The sequence below is a fragment of the Candidatus Dormiibacterota bacterium genome, from assembly GCA_035532035.1.
In the GTDB taxonomy this organism is placed as follows: Bacteria; Vulcanimicrobiota; Vulcanimicrobiia; order Vulcanimicrobiales; family Vulcanimicrobiaceae; genus Tyrphobacter.
In genome coordinates, this window is record DATKRS010000004.1 from 17,874 (window position 1) to 30,110 (window position 12,237).

Annotated in this window: 9 protein-coding genes; 6 read left to right on the top strand and 3 right to left on the bottom strand. The window is 66.1% G+C overall.

The genetic code is table 11. The features are described 5' to 3' along the window. Nucleotides 1–2: 2 nt before the first annotated feature. On the bottom strand, nt 3–1,532 hold the full coding sequence (locus VMV82_00730; protein HUY40080.1) for a LuxR C-terminal-related transcriptional regulator: 1,530 nt from the start codon (nt 1,530–1,532) through the stop codon (nt 3–5). Between the two features lie 371 nt (nt 1,533–1,903). Continuing rightward, nucleotides 1,904–3,769, bottom strand: coding sequence for a multicopper oxidase domain-containing protein (locus tag VMV82_00735; GenBank protein ID HUY40081.1), 1,866 nt, complete (start codon nt 3,767–3,769; stop codon nt 1,904–1,906). A gap of 84 nt (nt 3,770–3,853) precedes the next feature. Between VMV82_00735 and VMV82_00740 the strand changes: the two genes are divergently transcribed. Next, complete coding sequence (locus VMV82_00740) at nt 3,854–4,765, top strand: DUF5996 family protein (GenBank protein HUY40082.1); 912 nt, start codon at nt 3,854–3,856, stop codon at nt 4,763–4,765. Nucleotides 4,766–4,778: 13 nt separating this feature from the next. Here the strand turns inward: VMV82_00740 and VMV82_00745 are convergent, their stop codons facing one another. Then, nucleotides 4,779–6,761 (bottom strand): SpoIIE family protein phosphatase, encoded by a 1,983-nt coding sequence (locus VMV82_00745; GenBank protein ID HUY40083.1) that lies wholly within the window; start codon nt 6,759–6,761, stop codon nt 4,779–4,781. 204 nt (nt 6,762–6,965) lie between these two features. Between VMV82_00745 and VMV82_00750 the strand changes: the two genes are divergently transcribed. Genes VMV82_00750 through VMV82_00770 form a run of 5 tightly spaced genes read left to right on the top strand, consistent with a single transcriptional unit; the run spans nt 6,966 to nt 12,207 of the window. Further along, nucleotides 6,966–8,327, top strand: a complete 1,362-nt coding sequence (locus VMV82_00750) for a SpoIIE family protein phosphatase (protein HUY40084.1) — start codon at nt 6,966–6,968, stop codon at nt 8,325–8,327. Nucleotides 8,328–8,339: 12 nt separating this feature from the next. Beyond that, complete coding sequence (locus tag VMV82_00755; protein ID HUY40085.1) at nt 8,340–8,855, top strand: GerMN domain-containing protein; 516 nt, start codon at nt 8,340–8,342, stop codon at nt 8,853–8,855. Then, a complete protein-coding gene (locus tag VMV82_00760; GenBank protein ID HUY40086.1) occupies nt 8,818–10,629 on the top strand; it encodes an N-acetylmuramoyl-L-alanine amidase in 1,812 nt (603 codons plus the stop codon). Before VMV82_00755 ends, VMV82_00760 begins: the two co-directional genes overlap by 38 nt. Further along, complete coding sequence (murI, locus tag VMV82_00765) at nt 10,626–11,360, top strand: glutamate racemase (GenBank protein ID HUY40087.1); 735 nt, start codon at nt 10,626–10,628, stop codon at nt 11,358–11,360. The genes VMV82_00760 and murI overlap by 4 nt, the downstream gene beginning before the upstream one ends. Then, nucleotides 11,332–12,207: an aldo/keto reductase gene (locus VMV82_00770; protein ID HUY40088.1), complete on the top strand. Its 876-nt coding sequence runs from the start codon at nt 11,332–11,334 to the stop codon at nt 12,205–12,207. The genes murI and VMV82_00770 overlap by 29 nt, the downstream gene beginning before the upstream one ends. The last annotated feature ends 30 nt before the right edge of the window (nt 12,208–12,237 follow it).

The window sequence follows — 12,237 nt, forward strand, 5'->3', positions numbered from 1 at the left end:
CGTTATCGGGATCCGGAAAGTTTTGCGATCAGAGCGGCGCGGCTATTGACCTGGAACGCCTTGAAGATCAGCTTGATGTGGTTGCGAATGGTGAACTCGCTGCGGCCGAGCGCAGTCGCGATCTCGGCCGTGGAGAGACCTTTGCGCAGCTGTTCCAAGACGCGGGCCTGCATCGGCGGTAGGGCAACGGGGCGCTCGGCAAGCTTTCGCAGCTCGTCTCCGAGCCAGCTCTGCGCGTAATGGCGCAGGAGTTCGCGCGCGGCGTCGAGGTAGGCAATCTCTCGCGTTGCCTCGTACAGGCGCAGCGCGCACCGGCCGGCCCTCCAATCGTAGGCGTGCGAGCCGAACGTCGCCAGCGCCTTCTTCAACAGATCGATGGCGATCTTGCGGTGATCCGTCGCCAGATCGACGATCGCCGCGGAGTATCCGGCGAGCGCACCCAGGCGCGGATCGCTCGTGAGGTGATGGTTGCGGCCCTCGATTCCGCCGGCGTCGTTGAAGCGCGCTTGATAGTACGATGCCTTTGCCGCGTCGATCGGAACGAACAACTCCGCGAGGAGAAGGAGCACGAGGCGCGCCTCGTCGCGTACCGCGTTCCAGTCGACGGCAGCGGCGTATTCCTCCGCTTCGGCCAACTCCTGGCGCGACCACAAGGGCTCGCCGTTGCAGCGCGCGAGCTCGGCACGCTCCGCGGCGGCGACCGTCCGCCAGGCATCGCTCGTCGCCTTGCGCGAGCACAGACGCAAGAAGCGAAACGCGTTGAAATAGTCGCCGCGCAACGCACACGCCCAGCCGAGAGCCTTGAGCGTTTGGAAGCGGCGATCGTCGAAATCGTCAGGCCACTGCGTCCCCCCGAGCTGGCGTTCGATCTCGCTCAAAGCTTCGGGCAGGTACAGTTCTCGGGCGAGCGTCGCGAGCGTGTTCGTCGCCCACGCGCGGATCTCCACGAACGCAAGGCTGTTAGGATCGATGCGGGAGAGCACGTGCATCAGGACGCGCGCCTGATCGTGATGCATTCCTTCCTGATCGAGAATGAAGCTCTCGAGGTGCAGCGTGCGCAGTTCGGCGAAGACGGTGTGGAGTGCCCGTGCTTCGGGAAGAAGAGCGCGCGCCGCATCGGGCCGTCGCTCGAAAAGGTACCGTTGTGCCCGATAATAGACGACGTCGTTCGCAAGCTCGCGGTCGGAGGATAGCCGCGCTGCAGCGTAAGCGGCGCCGAAGAGCTCGTCCGCGACGTCGTAGTGGCCGACGCGTGCGTGCGCCGATGCCAAGAACAGGTCGCGCCGCGCTGCGATGGCGGGGTCGCTCGTCGCGATCCCGTCCAGCAGCTTGATCGCGGCCGGAGCGTCGTCTTCGTTGAGATAGGCGCGTGCGCGAAAGAGCGCAGCGTGCGGGGGCGGCCTCTTGCCGGCCTCACGATCGTACGTCGCCGCCGCTTCGCGAAAGCGTCCGGCGTCCCAGGATGCCGCTATCCTTGCGGCGAGCGAGGAGCGCTGTGCCGACCCGGCCGCAGCCTCCGTGCGATGCCTCATGCCAGGCAACTCGCTTTCACGGGGCGGTGGGCCGGCCCTTGCCGTAGCACCACCCCCGTCCTGGACCGAGTTAGGATCAGCCCCCACCACCGCCGGTTGGGCATGCCGCCACCGTCGAGTACGGCGAGCTCCGAGGCGGCAAGGATGAGAAACGCAACGCGTGTGGCCATGGGAAGGAGCCTCCTTGCCCCGGCTTGCGGGCAAAGGACGAGTTACTAGCCTGTTATAACTAGCATGGAGAGGCTACTATGATCTTATTGAAGCAAGCTACCGCTAGGCAAGGAGGCCGGCGTACCGAAGGCTAAGCGATAGACCGATTGGGCCATCGCTGCTTCTCTCTTGCCGGCGCCGGTGTGGGCGAAAGGCGGGCGTCAGCCGCCGTTCAGGTCGAGATAGAGCTCGGTTGCGAAGGCGAGGAGAAATCCAAGCGTCATCATCGCGGTGGCCGCCGCGGAGAGGCCGGTGCGGCGAAGCACCGACCACATCTCTCCGATGACGAAGACAAGCGCGCCGACTGCGATCGCAAGAAAGAATACCGAGAGAAAGGGTGAGTTGAAGGCGTAGCCGACGATGGTGCCGACGAACGTTGGCCCACCGGCAACGAGACCGGCGATGGCGATCTGTCCCCAGCTGGGAACGACGCGTCCGATCAGCGGCGCAGCGACGCCGAAGCCTTCTGTGGCGTTGTGCAAGCCGAATCCGACGATCAACGCGAGAGCCACCGCCGTCGCACCGGACGACGCCGAAGCGCCGATGGCGAGGCCTTCGCCGAGATTATGCGCGCCGATGCCGATCGCGATGAGCGAGGCGAGCACCATAGGGTGATCCGCGCTCGTTGCCGCAGCAGCGCGAAACGCCAGCATCTGCGCGCCGCTTCCGAGGCCGATCAAGCCGAGTGCCAAACCTGCGACGAAGACGCAGACGAGACCGAACGGAAATGCGGCGCCTCCTGCGTGCCAAAGCGCGAGCTCAGCTCGAATCGGTGCGATGGCGTTCTGCGCGATCTCGATGACGAGATAGATCAAGATTCCGATAGCGAGTGCGTTGAGCAGCGCCACGGTCGACGGCTGCAAGCGCTGCGCTCGCGCGATCGGCAAACCGAGGAAGATCGTGAAGCCGGCAATCGCGCCCAGCAGGACCGTCATCCAGAAGGGAAGGCGCCGGCGCCCGCCGCTCTGCGCCTGCATCGCGGGCATCATTGCCGGCCCCATGCTGCGCAGGGTGTTCGGCGTGCCGGCATAGTGAATCGCCGTGATGAGCCCGTCGGCTCTACCGTGTGCGTCCTCGATATGGTCCAGTACGTGGCAGTGTACGAGCCACGTTCCCGGCTGCGCGTTCGCGTCAACGACGACGTCGGCGCGCTGCCCTGGCCCGATCAGCACCGTGTCTTGCATGTCGCGATAGGGTACGGGCTGCGCGTCACGATCGATGATCTGCTGATAGTGACCGTGCGTATGCATCGTGTGAAACTCTTCGCCCGAGATGTTGATCCACCGGATTCGAAAGCGCTCTCCGCGATGAACGTCCATCGTCTGCGTCGCCGGATACTCTTTGCCGTTGATCGTGAAGTGGTTCTCGCTCGTACTCTGAATTATCCACGAAGAGAGAACTTCCAAGAAATCGCCGCCGAGCCCGCGCTCCACCTGGCGCGGATGCGCGGGCTCCACGATGATCGCCCCGTAGAGTCCCGAATCGAGCATCGCCTCGTCGTCGTGCGTATGGTAGATGAACGTGCCAGGCGTGTCGGCGACGAACGTATAGCGAAAGTGCCCGCCGCGCGGAACGAGCGGTTGCGATATTCCCGCGACCCCGTCCATCGAAACCGGGATGTCGTGAATGCCGTGCATGTGAATCGAGTCGGGAACCGCATCGTCGTTCGTGTAGTCGATGACGAGCCTTTCGCCCTGGCGCACGACCAGCGCCGGCCCGGGAACGACGCCGTTGTACGTATTGGCCATGACGGTGAGTCCGGGTTTCAGCGTCCATGGCGCGGCGCGCTCGACGAGGTGGAAGGTCGCGGTTCGGCCGCGAGTCTGCGGGACGGCTTGGTACGAACCGTCGGGCCGGCGGAAGAGGCGCGATTCGCCCGGCGCCGGCGTCGAGACCGGAAGAGGGCCGGTCAGCGGCTGGAGCCCCGCCGCCGCAGGCACGGCGAGAGCGGCATCGGCGTCAGCCAGGGCCTGGAGGGGCATCGCGGTCGCCGCGACGACGGCGAGAAGAATGAAGAGGGACCTCATTTAGGAACTCCTAACGATGCTTCGCGGCATGCCTTACTCCACCCTCCCCTGGGTCTTGCGGACGGAGAGCGAAGCACGAGTCTCATGCAAAACCTGCCAGCGCTCGTCTACGACGAGTGGAGAGAGAGCCTCGACACGCTGCACTTGTGGACCCAGATCGTCGGCAAGGTGCGCCTGAAGCGGGAACCGCTTGTCAACCACTGGTGGAACGTGACGCTGTACGTGACGCCGCGCGGCCTCACGACGTCGACGATGTCCGCTCCGAATGGCGGGCAGTTCGAAATCTCGTTCGATTTCGTTTCGCACGAGCTGCGGATCGACCACAGCAACGGAGCGCAACGAGCCTTCGCGTTGCGTCCCATGAGTGTTGCGGCGTTCTACGAGCGCCTGATGCAAGAGCTGCGCGCGATCGGCATCGACGTACGGATCAATACGAAGCCGAACGAGGTTCCCGATGCGATTCCCTTCGAGAACGATACCGTGCACGCGTCGTACGACCCGCGCTACGTCGAGCGCTTTGCGCACGCGTTGCTCTTCGCGGATCGCCTCTGTAAGACGTTTCGTGCGCGCTTCCTCGGGAAGGCGAGCCCGGTGCATTTCTTTTGGGGAAGTTTCGATCTCGCCACGGCGCGCTTCTCTGGCCGACCGGCTCCGCCGCATCCGGGCGGATTTCCGAACATGCCGGATTGGGCGACCCGCGAAGCCTACTCGCACGAGGATCACAGCGTCGGCTTCTGGCCCGGCGGCTTCGGATTGGAAGCGCTCTTCTACGCGTACGCCTATCCCCAGCCGACCGGCTTCGCGGAGGCGGCCGTCGCGCCCGCGACCGCCGCATGGAACGCAACGCTCAAGGAGTTCGTGCTACCGTATGAAGTGGTGCGCGCGTCGGCGAACCCCGACGGTGCGGTACTCGACTTCTTCCAGTCGACCTACGACGCCGAGGCGACGCTCGCGCATTGGGATCCGGCGCTCGAGCGGCCGCGCGAGATTCCGTAGCTTCTGCGAAGCGCTACGTACCGCGCCTGAGGCGCAGCTCCGCGACAACGTGATTCCCGTACCCGCGCACGTGCTCGATCGCAAGGCGATCGCTCAGCTGCTGGGCGATGAAGAGTCCGCGCCCGCCCTCGCTCAAGGGGTCGTTCGGCAGACCGGCGCCTCGCCCGAACGCCGCGCCGCGATCGATGACGTGCAGCATGGGACGCTCGCCATGCCACTCGAGATGAACGTCGATGCCGCCGCTTGCGTGCCGGACGACGTTGCCGATCAGTTCTCCGAAAACGAGCTCCGCCGATTCGATGGCGCTCTCGTCGCTCACGTGCATCCGAAGATAGCGCACGAAATCGCTTCGCGCGTCGTTCGCCGCCTGCGCATTTTCGGCCGTGAACGTCCAGCCTTCCTGATCGCTGAATCGCATGGTGAGAATCGCCACGTCGTCGCTGCGGTCCTCGCGCACGCAGGCGTCGCGGATGAACGACGCGGGCGAGCGCGCGTGGAGCACGGCGTCGCTACGCATCACGGCGCGCAGACGCTCTTCGCCGTCGAGCAGCGTCTTGCGATCCTCGACGAGGCCGTCGGTGTAGAGCACGAGCAGGTCGGCGCCGCCGAGGGACGCGCTCTTCGTCTCGGAGGAAGCCGCGTTGCGCACGCCGAGCGGAAGCCCCGTCGATTGCAGTTCGACGATCTCGCCGCGCCGTCGTAGAAACGGCGGACGATGACCCGCATTTGCGTACCGGATGAGCGTGCGCTCCGGATTCACGATTCCGCAGAATGCGGTGATGAGAAGATCGGGGAAGCCTTGGCGCACGATGTGATCGGCCGCGTCGAGAATCGCCGACGGGTCTCGTTCGTACAGCGCCGCCACGGCGATGATCTGGCGAACCCGCGACATGATCGCCGCGGCGCCGATGCCGCGTCCCATGACGTCGCCGATGTCGACGAGCAGCGAACCATCGCGCAACAGGACGGAATCGTACCAGTCGCCGCCGATCTCCGCCTCCTCCGCGCCGGGCTGAAAGATGGCGTCGAGGTGCAGACCGGGCAACCTCGCGAGCGCGAGCGGCAGCGCCGCGCGCTGCAGCGTCTCGGCAATCCTGCGTTCTCGCTCGAAGCTCTTCGCGTTCTCCATGGCGATCGACGCCCGTCTGCCGATATCCTCGAAGACCGGCACGTCGCGCTCGTCCAGCATGCGAGTACCGTCGCCGTAGAAAAGGTACAGCCCACCGAACGTGATGCCGCGCGCGTGCAGCGGAATCGTCAGGGACGAGCGCGGGTGGAGCGGAGCGACGGCGGTTGCCAGATACGGCCAAAGCTGACCGCGTCCCGCCTCCAGGTTGAGATCGCCGATCACGCGCGGTCTTCCCTCGCGCAACCTCTGCCACTCGTTGCGTTCGGCGTCCGGCGTGAGCACACGCTCTCCACGCAGGCTCGCCACCATGCGACCGCGCTCGGGATCGCGATGCGCGGTCGCAACGGGACGTAGACGCCCGTCGTCGTCGGCGAGAAGCACGAGCGCGATATCTGCAGCGCGCGACACGATCAACTCGCAGAGCCCCACGAACGCTTTCTCGACGTCGAAGGACGCGAAGAGAATCTCGCTGGCCTGTGCCGTCAGCGCGAGGCTATCGCGCGCGCGACGCTGATCGTCGACATCGGTGCAGGTGCCGATCCATCGCAAGATCGCGCCATTCTCGTCGCGGACCGGCGTCGCGCGTGCGATGAACCAGCGGTAGAGCCCGGTAGCCGCTTCGCGCAGGCGGTACTCGATTTCGTACGCCGTGCCGCCGGCAAGCGCATTCGTCCAGCGCTCCCACATCGGCGGCAGATCGTCGGGATGGACCGTACCCTTCGCGCTGCCGTATTCGTGATTCGTCTCTTCCGTCGTGAGACCGGTGTAGGCGACCCAGCGGCGATTGTAATACTCGACGCGTCCGTCCGGGAAGGCGACCCACACGAGCTGCGGCATCGCATCGGCAATAGCTGCAAAACGCTCCACGCTCTCTCGGAGCGCGGCGGAAAGGGGGCCGAGATCACTACTATCGGTCACAAGGCTCAACAGGATCCTATTCCCGCCGTTCGACGCAGACAAACGTGCGATCGCCAGGGCCGACGTCCCTCCCGCCGGAAGGCTCCGAAAGTGCTTCCGTTGCGGCGCCTTCCACGCTCGCGGCTTGGCCGCATCCTCCTACGTACATCCGTAGTGACGACTGCGTTCCTTTTGGTCGCCTTCGTCCTCGCGGTCGCGCTGATTCAGGCAAGCGTCCAACACATGATCGTGCGAGGGGAGGCGATGCGCGCGGCCGAGATCGATCGCGCGCTCGTCCTCCGCTTGCAGATCGACGAGGAAACGAGCCTGCGCGGCTTTATGCTCACCGGCGACCGCTCGTTTCTCCTTCCGTTCCGTCGGGCGCGCGCGCGACTTCCGAGCGCCTTTGCGACCCTCGAGCGTCGCTTGCAGCGTTTAGCGTCGCCGCTCGTCTCCGTGGTGCACGAGCAGCGAGCGCTCAACGAGCGGTGGATTACCAGCGTTGCTCTGCCGATCGTCGCGCGCCGCAATCGCGCCGACCGGCATGCCTTGGAGTTGCAAGGAAAAAGGCAGATCGATCGTTTTCGTGAGCTCTCGACCCTCACCAGCGCGGCAGTGAACAGGCTCGCCGATGCGGCCGACCGCGAGGCTAGCCTCGATCTGCATCGCATCTTGATCGGAAGCGGAGTTCTTGGGGTTGTGCTTGCATTGGCGCTGGTCTTCTACGCGGGAGTGCAGATGCGGCTCAGCAGGGCTCTGTCGACGCAGGCGGATGAATACGAGCGGTTGCGCCGCATCGCTGCAGCGCTGCAAGAGTCCTTTCTCGTCGAACCGCTGCCTGACGTCCCGAATCTCTCGTTCGACGCGCTCTACGCGCCGGCAGTCGAGCAGGCGAGAGTCGGCGGCGACTGGTACGGCGTCTTCGCTCTCCCGGACGGTCGCGTTTTTTTCTCGATGGGCGACGTCGCCGGACACGGCGTGGCCGCAGCGGTCCTCATGACGCGCGTTCGCCAGACGATTCTTTCCATGGCGCTGCACGAGCGAGATCCATCGGTCATTCTCACGCGCGCAAACGAGGTCTTGCGGCTGCGCACCGAAACTCTGGTGACCGCGCTGTGCGGCTTCATCGTTCCGCAGACGCGGGAGATCTCGTACGCGAGCGCTGGACATCCGCCGCCGTTGCTCGTGACGCCGGAGGGAGGGTCCGTCTATCTCCCCAAAGGCGGGGCGCCGCTCGGCATAACGATCGACCCCGCTGCGCGGACGTTCACGCGTCGTGCGTCTGCCGGCTGCGTTCTGGTCCTCTACACCGACGGCATCACCGAGTTCGATCGCGATGTCGTGCGCGGCGAGCAGCGGTTGCGTGCCGTCGCGGAGACCGTGACGAAGGAGGGTGGCGACCGCCCCGCTGAGGCGATCGTGCGCCGTACGTTGAGCGGCGTCGAGCAGCGCGACGACATCGCGGTGCTCGTCGTGCGCTTTCTTCGCGACGCCTCTGCGTTGCTTGCGGAAGAAAGAACGAGCGAGACGGCGTAGAAGAACGCTAGCGTGAAGGCCCCCCGTATCGTCGCGCTACTCGTGCTTCTCGCGGTGGTCGCATACGTGTGCTGGTTCTTTCTGTTTCGTCCGCCACCGCCAACGGGACTGCTCACCGTCTATTATACGAAGCTCGACGGCTCGACGCTCGGAGCGTGGACGATCTCGCAGCGCCCGAGAGAACCGAACGAGAGCTCGCCGCAATATCTGCAGTATCGCGCGCTCTACGCTGCCATCCAGGCAGTCACGGGACCACCGAGCGACGTACGAGCGATCCGCTTTCCCAGCGGGACGCACGTGAACGCCGTAACGGTCGCGGGCCCCGACGCCGACGTCGATCTCTCGAGTGAGGTGACGCATCAAGCCGGTACGTTCGGTGAAAACGGCGAGTTCAAAGCGCTCGTCTACACGCTGACGGGCATCCGCGGCATCGATGCCGTCCAAGTGACCGTCGACGGACGCCGGTTGCAAACGCTCCCACACGGAAGTCTTGAGCTCGATACGCCGCTGCGCCGCTCGGATTGGTAGCGTCGCAGCCGCTCTCGCGTTCGTCGCCGGCACCTGCTGTGCGGCGCGCGCTGCGGGCAACGCGAGCGAGCTGCGGATCGTCAACGCTGCGTTCGTCTCGGTGAACGACGCATCGCTGCGCGGCGTTCTGCGCGCGATCGGTGCGACGCTTACGTGGCGCCGGGGCCGGCGCGACGTCATCGTTACGACGGCGAGTCACGAGCTCGTCACGTTCACGGTCGGCGACCGGCGATACGAAGCCGGAAGCGTGAGCGCTCAGGCCCCGTTCGCGCCGTACCTCAAAGCCGGGGTGCCGTTCCTCCCGACTGCTCCGCTCCTCTCCGCGCTGGCCTTAGGCTCGGCTCCGCAAGGCCGCACGCTGGTGCTCGAACCGGAAATCTCGTCGCTCGACGTCCGCAGCAGCGGCGCCGGCACGACGATCGTCGCCGTCGCCGCAATGCCCTTGCGTCCGCGCGTCGTGCGCCAAGCGCCGCGGCAGGTAACCTACGCGTTCGACGGCGTCGGCTCGACGGTTTCCGGTACGCGTCCCGTCGGCGGCGGCGGCGTGCGCGACGTCGCCGTGCGCTCGGTCGGGCGCGTGCCGTCGACGCGTACCTTCATTACTGTCGACCTGCTTGCCGGAGCGCGTCTTGGCGCGTCGCGCAGCGACGACGGGCGAGATTTCAGCGTCTCGGTTGCCGGCAACGCTCGTCCTAGCGTGCACGCAACGATCCCGGCACCGCGGCCGTCGGGCACGCAGGTGACGGCAGTCGACGTGATCCCCGCTACCGGCAGCTTTACCGTGGCGATCGCGATTGCCGGCGACGCGCGCTACGCGTGGCATCACTTGCCGCCGCCGGACAACCGCTTCTGGATAGACGTGGAAGGCGCGCGCTTGGACGCGCCACCGCGCGACGATCGCTGGATCGGGCGCGTCACCGGCGTTCGCGTACACCAAGACACGCCGGACACGGTGCGCGTCGCCCTTTCGCTGGCGGACCCTGCTGCGCTCACCGTCGTTCCGTCGGCAACCGGCGTGCGCATCGTCATCGGGAGTGCGGCCGCGCTCGACGCGCCGCGTGCGGGCAGCGGCAGCATCGGCAGTCTCGTTGCCGCCTCGGTGCAGGCCTTGCCACCAACGCCCGCGCCGGCCGCCACCGCTCTGCTGACGCCCGCTCCATACCATCCGCAGTACGTTGCGACGAATCCGCGGCTCATCGTCATCGATCCCGGCCATGGGGGCAACGATCCGGGCGTCGTGCGCGGCAGCGTCCAGGAGAAGACGCTCACCCTAGACATCGCGCAACGTCTGCGCGCGGTTCTCGTCGCCCGCGGGTGGCAGGTGCGCTTGACACGCACGACCGATATCGCTGTCGATGGTTCCGCCGCCTCGGATCGCGACGAACTCCAAGCACGCGACGACGTTGCCAACGACAACGGCGCTCGGATGTTCGTCTCGATTCACGTCAACGCGTATGCGCCCGATCCCGGGCCCAACGGTACGACGAGCTTCTATTCGAAGCCGGAGGACGTTCCGCTCGCTCGCGACGTCGAGAACGCCATCGCGGCCGGCGCGGGAATGCGTAACGACGGCATCGTCAAGAGCAAACTGTACGTGACGCTGCACGCGCGGATGCCGGCCGTTCTCGTCGAGACCGCGTTCATCACCAATGCGAGCGATTTTGCCAAGCTCGTATCGCCGGCGTGGCGCGAGCGCGTAGCGGAGTCCATCGCCGACGGCATCGAAACGTACGCGCGCGAAAATCCCGTGGCAACGCCGCCTCCCGGCCAGTGATCGGTCTTTTCGATTCCGGACTCGGCGGCCTGACGGTGTTGCGACGCCTGCGCGAACGGCTTCCCCAAGCCGACCTCGTCTACTTTGCGGATCAGGCGCACGTGCCGTACGGCGACAAGAACGTGAACGAACTCCGCGAGCTGCTCCGCACCAACGTCGCGTGGTTGAACGATTACGGCTGCGAACTCATCGCCATGGCCTGCAACACGAGCTGCTCGATCGCCAACGACTACGGGTGGCCGATCTCCCGCGCGCGGATTTTCGACCTGATCGATGCCGCGGCATGCGCTGTCGAAGCCGCAGGCTGCCGCCGCGTCGCCGTGCTCGCAACGACGGCGACGGTGCGCTCCGGAGCATACGCGCGCGCGATTCGCGCGCGCATCGCGAATGCGCGCGTCACGGAGATCGCCGCACCGCGCCTCGTTCCGCTCGTCGAGTCGGGCGCGGGCGCGACCGAGGTCGAGGCGGCCGTTTCCGCGTTGTGCGCGAGCGTGCCGCGTGAGATCGATGCGCTCGTGTACGGCTGCACGCACTACCCGCTGCTCGACGCGACGTTCGCGCGCTACGTCGGCACCGGTGTAGCGCGCATCGACCCCGCGATCGAACAAGCAAGCCGAGTTGCGCTCGCCGCCGAGCGTGCAGGCATTTCGGTTGAAAGCGGAGCAACGCACTATGTCACGACGGGTGACAGGGAGACATTCGATGCAAGCATCGCGGCACTCGCCGGCTAAGCCGGCATCGGCAGCAGGAACGCTTGTGCTGGGCGATCGCGTCGTCAATCGCGTCGGCTTCGGGGCGATGCGTCTGTGCGGCCCCGGCGTATGGGGACCGCCGGCGGATCCGCAGAACGCCGTTGCGGTCGTGCGCCGCGCGGTGCAGCTCGGCGTGACCTTCATCGATACCGCAGACTCGTATGGCCCCGACGTGAGCGAAGAGCTCATCGCGCAGGCGTTGCACCCCTACCCCGCAGATGTGGTCGTGGCGACGAAGGGAGGGCTCACGCGAGGCGGACCCGGCGAATGGGCGCGCGATTGCCGGCCGGAGCGGTTGAAGAGCTGTCTCGAAGGCAGTCTGCGCCGCCTGCGGCTGGATTGCATCGAGCTCTATCAATTGCATGCGGTGGACCCGAACGTCCCATGGGAGGACCAAGTCGGCGTGCTTGCGGAGATGCGAGCTGCGGGAAAGATCCGGCAGGTCGGGCTCTCGAACGTGGACGTCGAGCACCTCGAAGCAGCGCGGCGCATCGTGCCCGTCGTCTCCGTTCAAAACCGGTACAATGTCGGTGATCGCGCGAGCGAGCCGGTGCTGACGTACTGCGCGCAGCACGGCCTAGCGTTCATCCCGTGGTTTCCGCTGGACGCCGGCGACGTGCGTAAGCACGAAGGAATCGACGCGATTGCGCGCGCACATGGTGCGAGCGCATACGACGTGGCGCTTGCGTGGCTTCTGCACCACGCACCCGTGACGTTGCCGATTCCCGGAACGCAATCGCTGCAGCATCTCGAAGAGAACGTTGCCGTCGCGGCGCTGCGCTTGACCGACGAGGAGTACGCCGCGCTCGATCGTTCGGCGGCATAACGACGGCGGCAGGCGCATCCTGCCGTCGAA